Raw genomic sequence first — 18,637 nt, forward strand, 5'->3', positions numbered from 1 at the left:
GGCGGGGGCGGCGCGACGAGGGGAACGGCGTGCGGAGCGAGGGGTGTTGCCGGGGCGGCGGAAGGCGCCGCATTCAGGGTCCGGGTCTGCACGGGGGCGACCTCCATTGTGATCGCTGCCGGTTCGGGGGCGGCGTGCGAGACGGGGACGGCTGCGGCCGAGCCGCGCTCCATCCCGTTCGATATGTGCGCATCCGCGGGGGATCGCGACCCGTCCTGGTCGACACCGCCCCGCTCCGAGGACTCAGGCACCGCTCACCAGTGTGGGGCAGGACACAGCCCGGCCACGAGGGGCGTGCGCACAGTTTTTCCGCCGAATGTGACCCACCGCGCACGATCCGCTACACACGGGTGGGGCGAGGGAGGTGCGGGCGCACCAGTGGGACGGAAGGCGGGGCTCCGCTACCGCACCGGCAGCGGGTCAGAGCGCCGCCGCACCCCTCTCGCGCAGCGCCGTGCCGTACTGCTGGAGCGTCCAGATCTGCTGCCGCACACCCGCCGACTGCTCGTACTCCCCACGGGCCTCCAGGCGGCGCGCCGCGCCCTCCAGCTCGGCGATCCGGGCCAGCACGGCGGCGCGGCGCACGGCGACCAACTGCTCCCCCGCGTACGCCTCGTCGACATCCCGACTGCGTGAGCTGCGCAGCGGCTCGACGGCCAGCTCGGTGACCAGCGACCGCACGGCGTCGTCCGGTGCCGCGTCCCGCACCCGGCCCAGGAAACCGCTGTCGGAGATCCCCGCCTCGGCGCCGCCCGCCGCCTCCAGCGCCTGCCGCACCACGGCGTAGGGCGGCGCGGTGAACTCGTCGGCACCGTAGGCGTCGAACGCGGGCGAGACCAGCTCCGGGCGCTGGAGCGCCAGCTTGAGCAGCTCCCGCTCCACCCGGTGCGCCGGACTGCGGAGGTTCAGCGCGGGGCCGCGCGGCACGAACGGCGCCTGCACCGCGGGGGTCTCGTGCCGGCGGGCGCCCTGGGGGGCGCGCGGGGAGGCCTGGCCGCGCTCGCGCGCCCAGCGGGCGAGCTGGCCGACGCGGCGGACGACGAACTCCTCGTCCACGATGCCCAGCAGCCCTGCCAGCCGCACCGCGTACCCCTGCCGGATGGAGGGGTCCTTGATCTGGACGACGACAGGCGCGACCTCCTCCAGCGCGGCCGACCTGCCCTCCGCGGTGTCCAGGTTGTGCCGGTCCACGATCGAGCGCATCGCGAAGTCGAAGAGCGGGGTGCGGCCCTCGACCACCTTGGCGACCGCCTCGTCCCCCTCGGCCAGCCGCAGGTCGCACGGGTCCATCCCGCCGGGCGTGATCGCGATCCAGGTGCGCGCGGCGAACTTCTGGTCGTCCTCGAAAGCGCGCAGAGCCGCCTTCTGGCCCGCCGCGTCGCCGTCGAAGGTGAAGACGACCTCCGACTGCGCGTTGTCCATCAGCACCCTGCGCAGGATCTTCACGTGCTCCCCGCCGAAGGCGGTGCCGCAGGTGGCGATGGCCGTGGTGACCCCGGCCAGGTGGCAGGCCATCACGTCCGTGTAGCCCTCGACGACCACGGCGCGGTTGGCCTTGGCGATCTCCCGCTTGGCCAGATCGATGCCGTAGAGCACCTGGGACTTGCGGTAGATCGGCGTCTCGGGCGTGTTCAGGTACTTCGGCCCCTGGTCGTCCTCGCGCAGCTTGCGGGCGCCGAAGCCGACCACGTCACCGGTGATGTCGCGGATAGGCCACATCAGCCGGCCGCGGAACCGGTCGATGGGCCGGCCGTTGCGGGCCTCCTGGGCCAGCCCGGAGAGCGTCAGCTCCTTGTCGGTGAACCCCTGCCCGCGCAGGTACCGCACCAGGTGGTCCCAGCCCGCCGGGGAGTAGCCGACGCCGAAGTGCCGGGCCGCCTCCTGGTCGAAGCCCCGCTCCGCGAGGAAGCGGCGGGCGATCTCGGCCTCGGGCCCGTCGAGCTGCTCGGCGTAGAACCGGGCGGCGATCTTGTGCGCCTCGACCAGCCGGGTGCGCTCGCCCTGCTGCGAGGCGCGGCCGTAGCCGCCCTCCTCGTAGCGGAGGGTGATGCCGGCGCGGGCCGCGAGCCGTTCGACGGACTCGGAGAAGGAGAGGTGGTCGACCTTCATCACGAAGTCGAGAGTGTCCCCGCCCTCCTGGCAGCCGAAGCAGTGGTACAGCCCCTTGCTCGGGCTGACGTGGAAGGAGGGGGACTTCTCGTCGTGGAAGGGGCACAGGCCCTTGAGGTTGCCGCCGCCCGCGTTGCGCAACTGGAGGTACTCGGAGACGACGGAGTCGATCGGGACCGCGTCCCGTACCGCCTTCACGTCCTCGTCATTGATCCTTCCAGCCACGCGGAAAGTCTACGGCGCGCCGGTGACAGTCCCGCCCCGCGGTCAGGACCACGGGTCGTCCGGTCCACGATCCGCCCCGCGGTCGGGACCGCGAGCTCGTCCCGTGGTCGGGACCGCGAGCTCGTCCCGTGGTCGGGACCGCGAGCTCGTCCCGTGGTCGGGACCGCGAGCTCGTCCCGTGGTCGGGACCGCGAGCTCGTCCCGTGGTCGGGACCGCGCCCTCGTACCGCGAGCCGTACCGTGACCGGGCCCGCTCAGGGCCGGGGGATGTTGCGCAGGTTGGACCTGGCCATCTGGACCATCCGGCCCACGCCGCCGTCGAGCACCGTCTTCCCGGCCGAGAGGGCGAAGCCGCTCACCTGCTCGCGGGTGATCTTCGGCGGGAGCGAGAGGGCGTGCGGGTCCGTGACCACGTCGATCAGCGCAGGACCCTTGTGCTTGAGGACGTCCTTGAGTGCGCCCCGCAGGTGCTTGGGCTTGTCGACGCGGACCGCGTGGGCACCGGCCGCCTGCGCGAGCGCCGCGAAGTCCGGATTGCGGTTGTTCGTCCCGTACGCCGGCATGCCGTCCACCATCATCTCCAGCTCGACCATGCCCAGCGAGGAGTTGTTGAACAGCACCACCTTGACCGGCAGGTCGTACTGCACCAGCGTGAGGAACTCGCCCATCAGCATGGCGAAGCCGCCGTCGCCCGACATGGAGATGACCTGGCGGTCCCGGTCGAGGAGCTGGGCGCCGACGGCCTGCGGAACGGCGTTGGCCATCGATCCGTGGCTGAACGAGCCGATCACCCGGCGCCGCCCGTTCGGAGTGATGTAGCGGGCCGCCCACACGTTGCACATGCCCGTGTCCACGGTGAAGACGGCGTCGTCGGCGGCCTCCTCGTCCAGGAGGGAGGCGACGTACTCGGGGTGGATCGGGGTGTGCTTGTCGACCTTGCGGGTGTACGCGCTGACGACGCCTTCCAGTGCCTCGGCGTGCCTCTTGAGCATCCGGTCGAGGAACCTGCGGTCCGTCTTCACCGGGACCCGCGGCGTGAGGCAGCGCAGCGTCTCGCGGACGTCACCCCACACGGCGAGGTCGAGCTGGGTGCGGCGGCCCAGATGCTCGGGCCGCACGTCCACCTGGACGATCTTGCAGTTCTTCGGCAGGAACGCGTTGTACGGGAAGTCGGTGCCCAGCAGGATCAGCAGATCGCACTCGTGGGTGGCCTCGTAGGCGGCGCCGTATCCGAGCAGCCCGCTCATGCCGACGTCGTAGGGGTTGTCGTACTGGATCCACTCCTTGCCGCGCAGCGCGTGCCCGACCGGGGACTTGATCCGCTCGGCGAACTCCATGACCTCCGCGTGCGCGCCCGCAGTGCCCGCGCCGCAGAACAGGGTGATCTTCTCCGACTCGTCGATCATGCGCACCAGCGCGTCGACCTCCACGTCCCCCGGCCGCACCGTGGGCCGGGAGGTGACCAGCGCGTGCTCCACCGGCGCCTCGGGCGCCGGCTCCGAGGCCAGGTCACCGGGGAGTGCGACGACGCTGACGCCCTGCTGCCCCACCGCGTGCTGGATGGCCGTCTGGAGGACGCGGGGCATCTGCTGTTCGCTGGAGATCAGCTCGCTGTAGTGGCTGCACTCCACGAAGAGCCGGTCGGGGTGGGTCTCCTGGAAGAAGCGGGTGCCGATCTCGCTGCTGGGGATGTGCGAGGCCAGCGCCAGTACGGGGGCCATGGAGCGGTGCGCGTCGAAGAGGCCGTTGATCAGGTGCAGGTTGCCCGGGCCGCAGGAGCCGGCGCACGCGGTGAGCTTTCCGCTCAGCTGCGCCTCGGCCCCGGCGGCGAAGGCGGCGGCCTCCTCGTGCCTGACCTGGATCCAGTCGATGGCCGGGTTGCGCCGGACGGCGTCCACGACCGGGTTGAGACTGTCCCCCACCACTCCGTACAGGCGTTCGACGCCGGACCGCACCAGCGTGTCGACGAACTGCTCGGCCACCGTCTGCTTCGCCATCGCTCACTCGTCCTTAGCTCGCCGCGGTTGGGCGGCGCCGAGGGGCCGCCGTCCGGCATCGGCACGGTCACACCGTTCCTTACCGCAACATATCCCCCATGCGCCGCCCCGGCATCACGCCGTGGCGTCCGGCATCACGCCGTGGCGACCGGCCCTCACGCCGTGGCGATCAGCCTCACGCCGTGGCGCCCAGCGACTCCAGGGGCACGCCGGGATCGGCCAGCGCCTCCGCGTCCACCGCGACACCCGAGCGGACCAGGTCCTGGATCGGGCCCGCGACATCCCAGACGTTGACGTTCATCCCCGCCAGCACCCGGCCCTCACGCAGCCAGAACGCGACGAACTCCCGCTTGCCCACGTCCCCCCGGCACACCACCTGGTCGTAGGACCCGGGCGGCGCGTAGCCCGAGTACTCCATGCCCAGCTCGTACTGGTCGGAGAAGAAGTACGGCACCCGGTCGTAGGACACGTCCTTGCCGAGCATGGCGCGGGCGGCGGCCGGACCGCCGTTCAGCGCGTTGGCCCAGTGCTCGACCCGCAGCCGGGTACCCAGCAGCGGATGCTGCGCGGCGGCGGCGTCACCGGCCACGAAGACGTCCGGATCGCTGGTGCGCAGCGAGGCGTCCACCGCGATGCCGCCGCCGGGCCCCTGAGCCGTCTCCAGGCCCGCCGCCTCGGCCAGCGCCGTGCGCGGCGCGGCGCCGATGGCGGCGACGACGTCGTGCGCCGGGTGCTCGTCACCGTCGTCGGTGTGCACCGTCTGCACCATCCCGTCAGCCCCGGCGATCCGGGTGAGCCGGGCGCCGAAGTGGAACCTGACGCCCTTCTCGCGGTGCAGGTCGGCGAAGAGCGTCCCCAGCTCCGGGCCGAGCACCGTGTGCAGCGGGGTGGGCTCCGGCTCGATGACGGTGACCTCCGCACCGTACGTACGCGCCGCGGCTGCCACCTCCAGACCGATCCAGCCCGCCCCCGCGATCACCAGATGGCCGTTCTCCTGGCCGAGCGCCGTCAGCACGCCGCGCAGCCGCTCGGCGTGCGCGAGACGGCGCAGGTGGTGCACGCCGGCCAGATCGGTGCCGGGGATCTCCAGCCGGCGCGGCTCGGCGCCGGTGGCCAGCAGCAGTTTGTCGTAGTGGATGCGGGTGCCGTCGCCCAGCCTGACCGCCCTGCCCTCCCGGTCGAGCTGGACGGCTGGCTGCCCCAGATGCAGCTCGATGTCGGCCGCCGCGTACCAGGCGGGCTCGTGCACGAAGACGCTGCCGCGCTCGGCCGAACCGGTGAGGAAACCCTTGGAGAGCGGGGGGCGCTCGTAGGGATGCTCGCGCTCGTCACCGATCAGGATCACGCGGCCCGTGAACCCCTCCGCGCGCAGGGCCTCGGCGGCTTTCGCCCCCGTGAGCCCCCCGCCGACGATGACGAACGTACGGTGTGCGTCCACCACTTGAAGCTCCTCCTCGAATCCCCTTGGAGCGCCGGCCTTCGCGGGCCGTGCTGTCGTCCCCCGTCGTTCACGTGTGAGCGTCCACCGTGAGCGTCCCCCATCGCACCATGCGCGGGAAGAGGCAGGGGTGGGGAAGGGACGTGCGGGCGTCGTGGCGGGTTCCGCACCGCTCGCTCACAGTCACGGTGCCGTACCCGCTGTCATCACCTGGTGGAGGGAGCGGGCCGCGGCGTCGGTGAGCGTGGAGATCTGGTCCACCACCACGCGCAGCCGCGCCGCCGCCACCCCCTCGCCGCGGGACGCCTCCCCGTTCTCGCCGCGGGACGCCTCCTCGTACAGGTCCGCGTACTGCGCGTCCAGTCCCTCGGGCGCACGGGCCAGCAGGGCCTCGGCCAGCTCGCGGAGGACCGCGCGCTGTTCCACGCGCAGCCGCTCCAGCTCCGGACGCTGCATCACGTAGCAGTCGACGACCGCCTTGAGGACCGCGCACTCCAGCCGGGCGGGCCCCGGCACGATCAGCTCGGCCCCGTACCTGGTCAGCGGCCCCGAACCGTAGGCGGCGCGGGTCGCCGCCTCGGCGGCCAGCGCGAAGCGGCCGATCAGCTGACTGGTCGCGTCCTTCAGCCTGGCCTGCGCCATGGCCGTGCCGTCGTGCTCGTGCGGCCACCACTCCTGGGCGAGCAGCCGGTCCAGCGCGGCGGCCAGCTCCGCCTCGTCGGCGCCCGGCGCGTAGCGGGCGGCGGCGCAGGCGAAGACGTCGGCGCGCTCGGCGCGCGAGCGCAGCGACCGCGGCTCCAGGTGCCCCGCCCTGATGCCGTCCTCCAGGTCGTGCACCGAGTAGGCCACATCGTCCGACCAGTCCATGACCTGCGCCTCGAAACAGGTACGGCCCTGGGGCGCGCCCTCGCGCAGCCAGCGGAAGACGGGCAGGTCCGCGTCGTAGACACCGAACTTGCCGGACGCCGGGTCCGCCGGATGACCGCCCCGGCGCCACGGGTACTTCGTCGCGGCGTCCAGCGCGGCCCGCGTCAGATTCAGGCCCACGTGCGCCTGCCCGTCGGGCTCGGCGGAGAACCGCTTGGGCTCCAGCCGGGTCAGCAGCCGCAGCGACTGGGCGTTCCCCTCGAAACCGCCCGCCGGCGCGGCGATCTCGTCGAGCACGGCCTCGCCGTTGTGCCCGAAGGGAGGGTGCCCCAGGTCGTGCGCCAGGCACGCGGTCTCCACCAGATCGGGGTCGCACCCCAGCGAGGCGCCCAGCTCGCGGCCGACCTGGGCGCATTCGAGGGAGTGCGTCAGCCGGGTACGCGGCGACGCGTCCCACGAAGGGGCCGCGGTCCCGGGCGCGACGACCTGCGTCTTGCCCGCGAGACGCCGCAGCGCCGCCGAGTGCAGCACCCGGGCCCGGTCCCGCTGGAAGGCCGTACGCCCCGGGCGTTTGTCCGGCTCCGGCACCCAGCGTGCGATGTCCGACGGCGCGTACCTCGGCCCCTGGCGGGCGCCGGGGCCCTCCGCTGCGGGTGTGCCGTACGTGGCATGCATACGGCGACCGTAACCGGAGGGTGCCGGGTCACGGCGAACGGACGGCCGCCTGAGCCCCGTCCGATGGCGCCTAACCCTCCCGGGCCTCCCGGGTCTCCCCGGTCCCCCGGGGCTCATGGGCGTCCTGGGTCTCCTGGCGGACCCAGTCCAGGTACGCGGCGCTGCCGCGCACGATCGGGGTGGCGATGATCTCCGGGACATCGTACGGATGGGCCTCGCTCAGGTAGGACTCCAGCGCGTCGTAGGAGCCGGCGGCCGTCTTGAACAGCACCTGCCACTCCGGGTCCGTCTGCACGGCCCCCTCCCACCGGTACACCGAGGTGACGGCGCCGCTGATCTGCGCACACGCCGCGACCCGCCGCTCCACGGCGCCCGCCGCGAGCACCCGCGCCTCCTCCTGCGACCCCACGGTCGTCAACACGCTCAAAGCCTCAGCCATGCCGCCACGGTAAGCCCCCGGAGGGGCCCGCAGGACAGGCCCCGGGGCCTGCCCGCCCGGCCGGAGGGCGGCCGATTCGTTCAAGACGCGGCGGACGCCCCGGCCTAGCGTGCGCGTATGGCACCTCGACTCGACCTCATCGGAATCGTCACCGCGGACATGGCCGCTTCGCTGGCCTTCTACCGGCGGCTGGGACTCGACATCCCCGCGGACGCGGACAAGGAAGCACACGTGGAGTCCGCCGGGCCCGGCGGACTGCGGCTGGCGTGGGACACGGAGGAGACCGTCCGCTCGTTCGACGGCGAGTGGAGCGCACCGCCGCGCGGGGCGGGGCGCGTCGGGCTCGCGTTCCTGTGCGGCTCCCCCGCGGAGGTCGACACGGTGTACGGCGAACTGACAGACGCCGGATACGAGGGCCGCCACGCGCCGTGGGACGCCCCCTGGGGCCAGCGCTACGCCGTCGTACTGGACCCGGACGGCAACGGCATCGACCTGTTCGCACGGAACTAGGGTCTTTCGCCCGCGGGCCGCAGGAGTTGCGCGGGGGTCAGGCCCGCGAGGGCGCGCACCTCGCGGGAGAGGTGCGCCTGGTCGGCGTAGCCGGCCCGCGCGGCGGTCTCGGCGAGGGGCAGCCCCGACTCGGCCACGCGCAGCGCCCGCTGCAAGCGCAGCACGCGGGCCAGTGTCTTGGGGCCGTACCCGAAGGCGTCCCGGCAGCGGCGGTGCAGCTGACGCTCGCTCAGTCCGACGTACCCGGCGGTCCGCGCGACGCCGTCGCCCTGACGCAACCGGTCCGCGACCGCCTCCACCAGCGCGGCGGCCCGCGCCTCGGCGGCCTCGCCCCGAGCGGCGGCCAGCCGTCCGGCGGCGACGCGCTCCAACGCGGCCTGCGGGTCGGCGGCGTGGGCGATCCGTTCGCGCAGTCCCCGCACCCGGCGGCCCGGCCACAGGTCCTCCAGCGGCACCCGCTGGTCGCACAGCTCCCAGGCGCGTACGCCGAAGACGCGCGGGCCCGTCCCCGGCGCCAGGCGCAGCCCGTACACCGGCAGGCCCCGGCGCTCCGTGGTCAGGTACGCGCGGGTGTCCGGGCCCGCGACGACCAGCTCGCCGTTCCACAACAGCAGATCCATGCAGCCGTCGGGCAGCACCCGCCCCCTGGTGCCGGGCAGAGCCGCGGCGCGGGTCCACGCCACGGCCCCCGGCACCCGCGAAGAAGCCCTCTCCTGGTACATCCGCCCAGCATGCCTGCCCGCACCGACATCCGGGCCCGCGAGGGGCGGGGCGGCGCCTGCCGTCTCAGCCTCCGACGGGCTGGCCCGGCCGGTACCCGGCGCGGTACTCGGCGGGGCTGACTCCCCGCACGCGTTTGAAGGCGGCGCTGAGCGCGAATCCGTCCGCGTAGCCCACCCGGCGGGCGACGGCCCCCAGTGTGGCTCCCGGCTCCCGCAGCAGCCGTGCGGCCAGGTCGATGCGCCGCTGCGCGAGGTAGGCCATGGGCGGCTCGCCCAGCAGTTCGGTGAACCGGCGGGCGAGGCTCGCGCGGGAGACCCCCGCCTTGGCGGCGAGCGAGGCCACCGTCCAACCGTGCCCCAGCTGTTCGTGCAGCAGCCGCAGCGCGACACCGACCACGGGATCGCTCTGGGCGCGGTACCACGCGGGGGCGTCCGCCTCGGGGCGGGCGAACCACGCCCGCAGCACCGACACCAGCAGCAGGTCGAGCACCCGGTCCAGCACCATCTGCTGGCCAGGCGCGTCCTTGACGATCTCCTGCTCGACGAGCGTCATCAGCCCCGCGTCCCACTCCGTGCCGCGCAGCACCAGCACCGGCGGCAGCGCGTCCAGCAGCCGGCTGCTCAGGTCGCCGTGCAGCTGGTAGCTGCCGCTCAGCAAGACGGTGGGGGCCTCCGGGTCGCGCCCGTAGGTGCGGACGCCGAGGGCGATCTCCTCGCACAGGTCGACGCCGTCCACGGTGGTGCAGCAGTCGCCGGGCTGGATCAGCAGATCCGGCGGGGTCGCCGGGTCGTCGGCGAGTACGTAGGGGTCGGGGCCGCGCAGCACCGCCACATCGCCGGGTGCGATCCGTGACGGGCCCGGTCCCGAGGCGCACGAGGGAAGGACCCAGCCCTCGCCGCGCAGCACGGAGGCGATCGCCAGCGGCGCCCCGTCCTGGACGCGTACGCCCCAGGGAGGCGCGAGCACCGCCCGGTGGAGCAGTCCGCCGGACGCCCGGGCTCCGCTCAGCACCTCGGTGAGTGCCTCGGCCAGCCCGTCCCCGCCGCCCGGCCCCGTCCTCGTCCCGTTCCCCACCCCGGTCACCGTCACAACAGCAGCTTAGACGCGCGGACATGGGGCTGAGCCGCTGAGCGATGTTCCGCGGCGGCCGGGCGGCGTTGGCTGGGGGCATGAGCGAGAACACGACGCAGCATGCGAACGAGACGGACACCGCGGACGGCACCTTCCTCGTCCTGTGCGGCACCGGCAAGAACGGCCGCCGAGTCGTCGAACGACTGCGCGAGCGCGGCTGTCCGGTGCGGGTGGGGACCCGCAGCGGGCACCCGCCCTTCGACTGGGAGGACCGCTCCACCTGGGACGCGGCACTGCACGGCGTGCGGGCCGCCTTCGTGGTCTGCCAGCCCGACGTCGGCGCACCGGGAGTGGCCGAGGCCGCCGGCGCCTTCGCGGAGCGCGCCGCACGGGCCGGTGTGCGGCGGCTGGTGCTGCTCTCCGCGCGGGGCGAGGACCTGGCCGAACCCACCGAGCAGGCCCTGCGCCGCACGGACGTGGAGTGGACCATCCTGCGCACCAGCTGGTTCTTCCAGAACTTCAGCGAGGGTGTCTTCCTCCCGTTCGTCCTCGGCGGCGAACTGCCCTTCCCGGCCGACGGCGTGCGCGAGCCGTTCATCGACGCCGACGACATCGCCGACGTCGCGGTGGCCGCGCTCACCGGGGAAGGGCACCACGGACGGGTCCACGACCTGACGGGCCCCCGCCTGCTCACCTTCGCCGAGGCCACCCGGGAGGTGGCCGAGGCGAGCGGCCGGACGGTGCGCTACGTGCCCGTCCCCCGGGAGGAGTACGGCCGGTGGCTCGCCGAGCAGGGCGAGCCGGCCGAGCTGGTGGCGTTCTTGGACGAGATGTTCGCCCAGCTGCTGGACGGGCGGAACGCGAGCGTCTCCGACGGGGTGCGCCAGGTGCTGGGCCGTCCGCCGCGCGACTTCACCGACTTCGCCCGGCGGGCGGCGGCGCGGGGCACCTGGAACCGCTGACCGGGCGCCGACAGCGTCCGCGGGGCGGAGCCCGGAGGGGCCCAGAGAGCCCCGGGAAGGCCCCGGGAAGGCCCCGGGAAGACCGCGGGAAACGGCGGGAAGGTTCCGGGGAGGGAAATGCGCGGGCTCTCGCGCGGGTCGACCGGTTGCATCGTGTGCCGTGCGAGGCACGATGGACGCATGGATGATACGACCGCACTGGCAGCCGAGCACCTGGCGCTGGCGAGGCGAGACCCGCACGGCCGCAGCGCGTACCTCTTCCTGCACGACGGGCCGCTGCGGCAGTCCGTCATCGCGCTGACGGAGGGCTCGTCCCTGGAGGAGCACAACACTCCCCCGGCGGCGAGCCTCCACGTCCTTCAGGGCAGTGTCAGGATCACCGAGGGCACCGCCGACCAGGACGTCGCGGCCGGGCAGATCCAGCGGATTCCGCACCTGCGGCACGGGGTGCTGGCGCTGGAGGACTCGGTGTTCATCCTCACGGCGGTGACGGGCACCGAGTGACGCGGCTCAGGCCGCCTTCCTGCTGCCCCACTCCCCGATCCGGTGCAGCACGGAGCGCAGCGCCAGTTCGTATCCGAAGACGCCGTGGCCCGAGACCATGCCCTGGCACACCGGGGCCGTGACGGAGGTGTGCCGGAAGGCCTCGCGAGCGTGGACGTTGGAGATGTGCACCTCCACGCAGGGGATGCCGAGCCCGGCGACGGCCTCCAGCGCGTCGCGCAGCGCGTAGCTGTAGTGCGCGTAGGCACCCGGGTTGAAGACGATGCCGTCGTCACTGCCGCGGGTGGAGTGGATCAGGTCGATGAGCGCGCCCTCGCTGTTGCTCTGGGCGCAGCGCACCTCGGCGCCGAGCTCCTTGCCGAGCGCCGTGGTGCGCTCCTCGACGTCCCGCAGGGTGGTACTGCCGTAGGTGTCGCGGTCGCGCTCGCCCAGCAGGTTGAGGTTGGGGCCGTGCAGCAGCAGCACGTGGGGCGCCGCGAAGACGGACGTCTCGGGAGAGGCCGGAGAGGAAGACGCGTTCATGGGGGCAGCCTAGAGCCCCCCCCCCCCCGAGGTGAGCACGGCCCGCCGCTGGTACCGCCGACCTCGACCAGGGGTGGAGGTGCCGCTAGCCTCCGAAGGAGAGGCCCCCGCACGGACGGGCGCGAGCGAGGCGAGGAGCAGGGCGAGCGATGGGCTGGACAGCGCGGAACATCCCCGACCAGAGCGACCGCACCGCGGTGGTGACCGGCGCCAACAGCGGGCTGGGTTTCGTGGCGGCCAGGGAGCTGGCGCGGCGCGGGGCGCGCGTCGTCCTCGCCTGCCGCGACGAGGAGCGCGGGCGCCGGGCCCGCGACCGGCTCGTGCGGGAGCTGCCGGAGGCGGGGCCGCGCGCCGAGCTGCGCCTGCTCGATCTGGGCGACCTGGCCTCGGTGAACGCGTTCGCCAAGGAACTGCCGGACGACCGGGTGGATCTGCTGGTCAACAACGCGGGGGTCATGGCGCTGCCGTACGGCCGCACGGCGGACGGTTTCGAGAGGCAGTTCGGCGTCAACCACCTGGGGCACTTCGCACTCACGGGTCTGCTGCTGGACCGGCTCCTGGCCTCTCCCGCCCCCCGGGTGGTCACCGTCTCCAGCGCTCTCCACGTGCTGGCCAACATCGACATCACCGACCTGAACAGCGAGCGCTCCTACGGGCGCTGGGTCGCCTACGGGCGCTCCAAGACGGCCAATCTGCTCTTCACCCACGAGCTGGCCAGGCGCCTGGCCGACACGCCGCTGATCGCCGCGGCGGCGCACCCCGGCTACGCGGCGACGAACCTGCAGAGCGCGGGCCCGCGCATGGAGGGCAGGAGGGCGGCCGAGCGCGTCATGCGGCTCGGCAACCGGCTGGTCGCGCAGTCCGCCGAGGCCGGCGCGCTGCCGACGCTGTACGCGGCGACGGCGCCCGGTGTGGGCGCCGACTCCTTCACCGGGCCCCGGCTGGCGGGCTGGCGGGGCGCGCCCGCACCGTCGCCGCGGGCGCCCTGGACGCTCAGCGACGCGGCGGGCATGCGCCTGTGGGCGGCCTCCCAGGAGCTGACGGGGGTCGCCTACGGGGTTCCCTCGTGATCAGCGTCCTGGTCGTCGACGACGACTTCATGGTGGCCCGTCTGCACAGCACGCTGGTGGCGAGGGTGCCGGGCTTCGAGGTGACCGGGGTGGCGCACAGCGGCGCGCAGGCGCTCTCCCTGGTGCGCGAACTGGCCCCCGACCTGGTGCTGCTCGACCTGTACCTGCCGGATGTGAGCGGTCTCGAGGTGCTGCGGCGGCTGCGGGGCGACGGTGCGCCCGGTGGCGGCCCCGACGTGCTGGTGATCACGGCGGCGCGGGACGCGGCCAGCGTGCGGGCCGCGCGGCACGGCGGCGCGGTGCAGTACGTCGTCAAGCCGTTCGAGGGGCGGCTGCTCGCCGAGCGTCTCGAACGGTACGCGCGCGAGAGGCGGGAGTTCGAGGAGCTGACCTCGCCGGACCAGGACGAACTGGACCGGGTCTTCTCGGGCACCGGTACGGGCGCGCCGCAGTCCCCGTCCCCGCCCGGGCCCGGGCCCGAGCCCGCGTCGGCGCCCGCGTCGGCGCCCGCGCCCGCGTCCGTGCCGGCGTCCGTGCCGAGCCCGCAGGCAGGTGAGGCCCCGGCGGGTGCGGCGCTCGCCACCCGTCGGGGCCCGCTTCCCAAGGGGCTGACCGAGCAGACGTCGGCGTTGGTGCGCGCGACGCTCGACGCGAGCTGCGCCCAGGCGGGCCTGTCCGCCTCCGAGTGCGCCCAGCACAGCGGCCTGTCCCGGGTGAGCGCGCGCCGCTATCTGGAGCACTTCGTGGCCACCGGCACCGCGCGGGTCACTCTCCGGTACGGCACGACGGGCCGCCCGGAGCGCCGCTACCACCCGGTGTGACCGCCCGGCGTACGCGGCCGTGGCCGCGTACGCCGCTGCCGGAGTCGGCTACCGCTCCCCCAGCAGTTCCAGCCCAGGGCCCAGGCCCAGGGCTGCGACACCGCGCTGGAAGGTGTCGTAGTCGGGACCGCCGTCGTCCGCGTGCCACATGCGCCGGGCCAGGACTCCGAGGGTCTTGTCGACCAGGCCGTGCACGTCCTGCTCGGTGTAGTCCTCGTGTACGAGGTCGTTCCAGACGGCGAACAGCGCACCGCGCAGCGCCGGATCGAGGGGTGTCACGCTCTGCCCGTCGGGGAAGACGTGCGGGGCCCACTGCTCGTACAGGTAACGTCCGTCGAGGCCCTGCCCGTGGTAGTAGTCCGCGAACGGCACGATGTAGAGGGTCGCGTCGTTGATGTTGACGAACTCGAAGCCGTCCTTCTTGATGGCCTGCGGCCCGTACCAGCCGTTGTTCCAGCTGTAGACGCGCACGTCCCTGTCGTAACCCTCGGCGGTGCCGCCGAGTTGGCTGAGGCTGCCCCAGGCCGCGGGCCGCTTGCCGAGCTGTCTCAGGTGGGCCGCCATGGTGTCGAAGTAGGCGTGGTAGTGCTCGACGGGCCCGCCGTACTCGTCCGCGCCGAAGTGCACGACGGGGCTGCGGAACCACGGCGTGAAGTGGCTGAAGAGGTCCTTCATATAGGCCGTGGCCGCCGGGTTGCCCAGGTCGAGGTGGTCGGAGTTGCCGCCGTCCAGGCCGATGTCGGGGCGGTGGGCGACGAAGGCCCGGGAGTGTGCGGGGGCGTCGAACTCCGGGGTGAGCCGTACGGCGCACCTCTCGGCGAGGTCTTCGAAGGAGTCCCAGTCGGCGCGGTCGTAGGAGCCGTCGCGGGCGGTCAGGCCCGCCCACCTGGGCGCGTCGCTCGCGAGGCGGAACGCGGACTGTGCCGCTCTCCAGTCGCCACCGGGCGGCTGGATCTCGTTGTCGTTGAGGTGGATCTGGAAGTCGTTGAACTTGAACCAGCCGAGCAGCCGTATGTAATCGCGGAGGAAGGCGGGCGTGAAGTAGCGGCGGCCCACGTCCAGCATGAAGCCGCGGCGCGGATAGTCGGGCCAGTCGACGGCCTCGCCCGCGGGGACGGTGCGCGCGCGGGAGCCGGTGAGGATCTGCAGGAGGCTGCGGGTCGCGTGGTGCACGCCCGCGTAGGCGGGGGCTTCGAGGCGCAGGTGGTCGCGGGTGGCGGTGAGGCGGTAGCCCTCCGCGCGGTAGCGCTCGCCCGCGGGCGGGTGGTGTGCGGCCTCGTCGAGGACGAGGCGGATCTCGCCGTGCCGCGGGCGTCGGCCGCGGTCGGTCCCCGGTGTGCGGGTGCGGACGCCGGTGGTCTCCTCCAGCTCGTCGCGCAGGGTCCGGGCGAGCCGCAGCAGCCGGCGGTCACCGCCCTCGGCCACGACACGGGTGGCGGGGGTGAGGCGGAACTCGCCCGCGCGCGCGTGCCATTCGCGCAGGGCCGGGACGACGAAGGGGGCGTCGCCGGCCGCCTGGCCCGGGGCCGCGGTGGCGGGGGACGCGAGGGGGCCTGCCAGTCCTCCCGCGGCCACCGCCGTGAGGCCCGCGGCTGTCACGGCCCGTCGTGTCGGTTGGACAGTCTCGTCTTCCGCCATCGCCACTCCCTTGAGAGAACACGAACGAACATCGGACACCGTGCGGTCAGTGGTGTATACCACTCGCGCCGTGCTCGGCGACACCCCACGCGGGGTGCCGTCAACGAGCGGCGAACTCAGGTGACGACTCCGCGTCGCCTTCGCCCTCTGCCGAGGTGTCGCCGTCCACGGCCGCACCGTCGCACGCGTTTCGAGGACGAGAGCACCGAGCCGCTCCGCGATGACGAGCGGCGCCGCCCCCCTCCGCCCGCCCGGACCAACTCGTGCTCCGGTGTGGCCGGTGACGGTCTGGCTGTGGTCACTGGCGAAGTCGAGAACGGTACGCGCCCGGGGCCGTGCCTCGGGCACGCCTGAAGGCTCGGCTGAAAGCGTGCGCGGAGGCGTAGCCGACCGCGCCCGAGATCGACTCGACCGGCTCATCGGTATCGCGGAGCCGGACTGACGCCAGGTCGATGCGCCACTGCGTCACGTACGCGCCCGGCGTCTGTCCGAGGGCGGACCGGAAACGCCTGGACAGCGTCGCCCTGGAGACGCGCGTCGCGGCGGCCAGGGTCTCCGTGGTCCAGGGACGTTCCGGTTGGGCGTGGACACATGCCAGGGCGTCGCGCACCACCGGATCACGCATCGCGCCCAGCCACGAGCCGGACCGCTCCTGCGGGTGGCGGGCCAGCCAGGCGCGTACGAACTGGACGAGCAGAAGGTCGACGATGCTGGTGATGGCGGCGGTGGTGCCGATCTGGGGCTGTGCGAGTTCCGCCGTGAGGAGTTCGACGGTCCTTCCTAGCTGCGCGTTCTGGCGGGCTGTGACGTGCATCGGCCGGGCGAGGGAGGTGAGCACCGGTGTGCGCACCTCCGGGTCCTGCTCGTAGTGCAGGACGATCACTTCCGTCTGCACCGGCGCCGAGCCCAGCCGCAGGGCGCGGCCCTCGCCGAAAGACCGGGCCGCCGCCTCGCGGTCGCAGGAACCCATCCTCACGCCGGCGCCGCCGGCTATCCCGTGTGCGGTGCCCGGCGGCACCAGGACGGCGTCTTTGGCCCCCACCTGGAGAGGTTTCTCGCCCCTGACGTGGAGCCACATGGTGCCGTGGGACACCACGTGCAGTGCCGCTCCTGGGGAGGCGTCCAGCCACAGGCCCCAGGTGCCTCCGGCCTTCAGCGTGACCCCGAGCGCCCCACGCGCACCGGAAACACGCAAGACCTCCGCCAGCACATCCATGGGTCCATTCTCGTCCACCGCCGCGCACCGCCCACCGACAGCCCATGTCTCCTCGCCCAGAGGTTCAGGTCACGTCAAGAACGACCTTCCCGTGCACCTTCCGCGCGAACAGCGCCCGAACGGCGTCGCCCACGCCCTGCCAGTCGCCTCGCAGTCCGACCGGTGCCGCGAGCCTCCCGGCGGCCATGAGGCCCAGCAGGTCCGTCAGCTCCCCGCCGGTCGGTGTCATGTCGCCGTACGTGGCGATGCTGCGGGGCTCACCGAAGCCGAACAAGGTTCCTGGCGGGAAGGCGGTTTCCTGCCCCGAGGAGTAACCGACCAGGTGGATGGTGCCGCCCTCGGCGAGGCAACTCCACGCCTGGGCCACCAGCGGCCCGCCGACCGTGTCCAGGACGAGGTCGAACCGGTCCCCGGCCCCGGCCAGATCGGTCAGGACCTTGTCGGCCCCGAGCTCGCGGAGCCCGCCGGCCCGCTCCGGCGAGCCGACGAGCGCCGTCACCCGGGCGCCCGCCAGCGCCGCCAACTGGACGGCGAAGTGCCCCACGCCCCCGCTGGCGCCGGTGATCAGCACGTCGCGCGCCAGCAGGGAACGTGTGCGCAGCACCCGGAACGGGGTGACTCCGGCGATCCCCAGCGCGGCGGCGTCGGCCAGGTCCACGCCCTCGGGGACGGTGCCGAGCGAGGCGGGGCTGACTGCCACCCGCTCCGCCCACGCGTGGGGAGCCATTCCCACCGCGACGCGCGTGCCCGCGGGCGGCCCCGAGCCGTCGGACGCGGCGCGCACCACGACGCCGGCCGCGTCGTGACCGTGCACAGCACCGGCCGGCCACTGGTCCACGTACTGCAACTCTCCGAAGTTGAGACCGATGTGCCGTATCTCCACCAACGCCTCTGCGGTGGACGGTACGGGCTCGTCGACATCGGCGAAGCGGACGGGGCCGGACTCACTGTGATCGACCACAAGGGCACGCATAAGGGGTGTGTTTCCTTCTCTCGGAGGTGCGCCGGAACACTCGGCGCGGCAGCAGATCGAGTGCGCGACTGCCGCACCGCCGCCTTCTTGGAACCCTACGCAGGACCAAGACAGCGACCAGACCCGTGAGAATCAATCAGTTGACGATCTGTGTCAGTGCGGCTCGCGGCGCGGCGAGCCCCGCCCCCAGCCGGTGGATGACGCTGTGACGAGCGAGGACCTGCCCGGCACGGACTGGTCCGCCGCAGGCCGCACTCGAGTGCGCGGCTCGCACTTGACTGCGGAGGGCTACTCGTCACTCGGTTCGCCGTGCGTCGCACGGCACCCCCCCACGCACACCGTTGCGTTGACGTCCGCGTCAACGCATAGCGTGCGGAGCACCGCAGGCGCACAGCGCGCGGACCACCGCAGAAGGCGGCGGAAACGGCGACGGAAGGACACGGCCTGATGCGCATCGGGGAGCTGGCCAGACGCGCGGGCACCACCACCCGGACACTGCGCTACTACGAGGCGCGGGGCCTGCTGCACGTGGCCCGCGACGCGCACGGGCACCGCACGTTCGGCGAGGACGACCTCGCGGTGCTGCGGCAGATCAGAACGCTGCGGGACCACGGTTTCGAGCTGGAGGAGACCCGGCCCTTCGTGGAGTGCCTGCGCGCGGGCCACCCGGCGGGCGACTCCTGCCCCGACTCGCTGGAGGTCTACCGCCGCAAGCTGGCCGAGCTGGACGCCTGCATCGCCGAACTGCGCGCGGTCCGGGACGAGGTCGGCGCGCGGCTCGCGCACGCCGAGGTCGAGGCGGCGGCCGGGTTGCCGCACGGCCGGCAGCCCCGCTGCGAACTCGCGCCGGCCCCCGCACCGGACCCACCCCATACAC

General features: G+C 73.4%; 17 protein-coding genes. 6 read left to right on the top strand and 11 right to left on the bottom strand.

Going from position 1 to position 18,637, the window contains the following annotated elements; translation table 11 throughout:
• Positions 1–420 precede the first annotated feature (420 nt).
• The 5 genes from dnaG to cutA all read right to left on the bottom strand — a co-directional run bounded on the left by dnaG (position 421) and on the right by cutA (position 7,750).
• Positions 421–2,334: a DNA primase gene (dnaG, locus tag AB8Z75_RS15845; protein WP_369202394.1), complete on the bottom strand. Its 1,914-nt coding sequence runs from the start codon at positions 2,332–2,334 to the stop codon at positions 421–423.
• Positions 2,335–2,588: 254 nt separating this feature from the next.
• Positions 2,589–4,331: a pyruvate dehydrogenase gene (locus AB8Z75_RS15850; RefSeq protein ID WP_369202396.1), complete on the bottom strand. Its 1,743-nt coding sequence runs from the start codon at positions 4,329–4,331 to the stop codon at positions 2,589–2,591.
• 175 nt (positions 4,332–4,506) lie between these two features.
• Positions 4,507–5,772 (bottom strand): NAD(P)/FAD-dependent oxidoreductase, encoded by a 1,266-nt coding sequence (locus AB8Z75_RS15855; protein ID WP_369202398.1) that lies wholly within the window; start codon positions 5,770–5,772, stop codon positions 4,507–4,509.
• Positions 5,773–5,952: 180 nt separating this feature from the next.
• A complete protein-coding gene (locus AB8Z75_RS15860) occupies positions 5,953–7,311 on the bottom strand; it encodes a deoxyguanosinetriphosphate triphosphohydrolase (protein ID WP_369202400.1) in 1,359 nt (452 codons plus the stop codon).
• Between the two features lie 70 nt (positions 7,312–7,381).
• Positions 7,382–7,750, bottom strand: coding sequence for a divalent-cation tolerance protein CutA (gene cutA / locus AB8Z75_RS15865; protein ID WP_369202402.1), 369 nt, complete (start codon positions 7,748–7,750; stop codon positions 7,382–7,384).
• 117 nt (positions 7,751–7,867) lie between these two features.
• Between cutA and AB8Z75_RS15870 the strand changes: the two genes are divergently transcribed.
• On the top strand, positions 7,868–8,260 hold the full coding sequence (locus AB8Z75_RS15870; RefSeq protein WP_369202404.1) for a VOC family protein: 393 nt from the start codon (positions 7,868–7,870) through the stop codon (positions 8,258–8,260).
• On the opposite strand, the gene AB8Z75_RS15875 is transcribed toward AB8Z75_RS15870, so the two are convergent.
• Both AB8Z75_RS15875 and AB8Z75_RS15880 read right to left on the bottom strand, forming a co-directional pair.
• Complete coding sequence (locus tag AB8Z75_RS15875) at positions 8,257–8,982, bottom strand: helix-turn-helix domain-containing protein (RefSeq protein WP_369202406.1); 726 nt, start codon at positions 8,980–8,982, stop codon at positions 8,257–8,259. The genes AB8Z75_RS15870 and AB8Z75_RS15875 overlap by 4 nt on opposite strands.
• Before the next feature lie 64 nt (positions 8,983–9,046).
• Positions 9,047–10,072, bottom strand: coding sequence for an AraC family transcriptional regulator (locus AB8Z75_RS15880; RefSeq protein WP_369202408.1), 1,026 nt, complete (start codon positions 10,070–10,072; stop codon positions 9,047–9,049).
• Between the two features lie 80 nt (positions 10,073–10,152).
• Between AB8Z75_RS15880 and AB8Z75_RS15885 the strand changes: the two genes are divergently transcribed.
• Both AB8Z75_RS15885 and AB8Z75_RS15890 read left to right on the top strand, forming a co-directional pair.
• On the top strand, positions 10,153–11,016 hold the full coding sequence (locus AB8Z75_RS15885; RefSeq protein WP_369202410.1) for an NmrA family transcriptional regulator: 864 nt from the start codon (positions 10,153–10,155) through the stop codon (positions 11,014–11,016).
• A 180-nt stretch (positions 11,017–11,196) separates the two neighbouring features.
• Positions 11,197–11,520, top strand: a complete 324-nt coding sequence (locus tag AB8Z75_RS15890) for a cupin (protein ID WP_369202412.1) — start codon at positions 11,197–11,199, stop codon at positions 11,518–11,520.
• A 6-nt stretch (positions 11,521–11,526) separates the two neighbouring features.
• Here the strand turns inward: AB8Z75_RS15890 and aroQ are convergent, their stop codons facing one another.
• Complete coding sequence (aroQ, locus tag AB8Z75_RS15895; protein WP_369202414.1) at positions 11,527–12,042, bottom strand: type II 3-dehydroquinate dehydratase; 516 nt, start codon at positions 12,040–12,042, stop codon at positions 11,527–11,529.
• Positions 12,043–12,191: 149 nt separating this feature from the next.
• Here aroQ and AB8Z75_RS15900 point away from each other — a divergent pair, with 149 nt between their 5' ends.
• Entirely contained in the window at positions 12,192–13,112 is a 921-nt protein-coding gene (locus tag AB8Z75_RS15900; RefSeq protein ID WP_369202416.1) for an oxidoreductase, read from the top strand.
• A complete protein-coding gene (locus AB8Z75_RS15905) occupies positions 13,109–13,933 on the top strand; it encodes a response regulator (protein ID WP_369202418.1) in 825 nt (274 codons plus the stop codon). Before AB8Z75_RS15900 ends, AB8Z75_RS15905 begins: the two co-directional genes overlap by 4 nt.
• A gap of 48 nt (positions 13,934–13,981) precedes the next feature.
• Here AB8Z75_RS15905 and AB8Z75_RS15910 read toward each other — a convergent pair whose 3' ends face one another.
• The 3 genes from AB8Z75_RS15910 to AB8Z75_RS15920 all read right to left on the bottom strand — a co-directional run bounded on the left by AB8Z75_RS15910 (position 13,982) and on the right by AB8Z75_RS15920 (position 17,760).
• Positions 13,982–15,571, bottom strand: a complete 1,590-nt coding sequence (locus AB8Z75_RS15910) for a glycoside hydrolase family 20 zincin-like fold domain-containing protein (RefSeq protein WP_369202420.1) — start codon at positions 15,569–15,571, stop codon at positions 13,982–13,984.
• Positions 15,572–15,869: 298 nt separating this feature from the next.
• Complete coding sequence (locus AB8Z75_RS15915; protein WP_369202422.1) at positions 15,870–16,787, bottom strand: cupin domain-containing protein; 918 nt, start codon at positions 16,785–16,787, stop codon at positions 15,870–15,872.
• Positions 16,788–16,851: 64 nt separating this feature from the next.
• Positions 16,852–17,760, bottom strand: coding sequence for a zinc-binding dehydrogenase (locus AB8Z75_RS15920; protein WP_369202424.1), 909 nt, complete (start codon positions 17,758–17,760; stop codon positions 16,852–16,854).
• Positions 17,761–18,207: 447 nt separating this feature from the next.
• Between AB8Z75_RS15920 and AB8Z75_RS15925 the strand changes: the two genes are divergently transcribed.
• Positions 18,208–18,637 (top strand): MerR family transcriptional regulator (locus AB8Z75_RS15925; protein ID WP_369202426.1); only part of this gene is annotated, 430 nt, incomplete at its 3' end.

The organism is Streptomyces sp. PU-14G (assembly GCF_041028275.1).
GTDB lineage: Bacteria > Actinomycetota > Actinomycetes > Streptomycetales > Streptomycetaceae > Streptomyces.

Coding starts and splice junctions, on each gene's coding strand:
- AB8Z75_RS15850 (WP_369202396.1), bottom strand. CDS start 4,331: ATGGCGAAGCAGACGGTGGCCGAGCAGTTCGTCGACACGCTGGTGCGG.
- AB8Z75_RS15860 (WP_369202400.1), bottom strand. CDS start 7,311: ATGCATGCCACGTACGGCACACCCGCAGCGGAGGGCCCCGGCGCCCGC.
- cutA (WP_369202402.1), bottom strand. CDS start 7,750: ATGGCTGAGGCTTTGAGCGTGTTGACGACCGTGGGGTCGCAGGAGGAG.
- AB8Z75_RS15870 (WP_369202404.1), top strand. CDS start 7,868: ATGGCACCTCGACTCGACCTCATCGGAATCGTCACCGCGGACATGGCC.
- AB8Z75_RS15875 (WP_369202406.1), bottom strand. CDS start 8,982: ATGTACCAGGAGAGGGCTTCTTCGCGGGTGCCGGGGGCCGTGGCGTGG.
- AB8Z75_RS15885 (WP_369202410.1), top strand. CDS start 10,153: ATGAGCGAGAACACGACGCAGCATGCGAACGAGACGGACACCGCGGAC.
- AB8Z75_RS15890 (WP_369202412.1), top strand. CDS start 11,197: ATGGATGATACGACCGCACTGGCAGCCGAGCACCTGGCGCTGGCGAGG.
- aroQ (WP_369202414.1), bottom strand. CDS start 12,042: ATGAACGCGTCTTCCTCTCCGGCCTCTCCCGAGACGTCCGTCTTCGCG.
- AB8Z75_RS15900 (WP_369202416.1), top strand. CDS start 12,192: ATGGGCTGGACAGCGCGGAACATCCCCGACCAGAGCGACCGCACCGCG.
- AB8Z75_RS15910 (WP_369202420.1), bottom strand. CDS start 15,571: ATGGCGGAAGACGAGACTGTCCAACCGACACGACGGGCCGTGACAGCC.
- AB8Z75_RS15915 (WP_369202422.1), bottom strand. CDS start 16,787: ATGGATGTGCTGGCGGAGGTCTTGCGTGTTTCCGGTGCGCGTGGGGCG.
- AB8Z75_RS15920 (WP_369202424.1), bottom strand. CDS start 17,760: ATGCGTGCCCTTGTGGTCGATCACAGTGAGTCCGGCCCCGTCCGCTTC.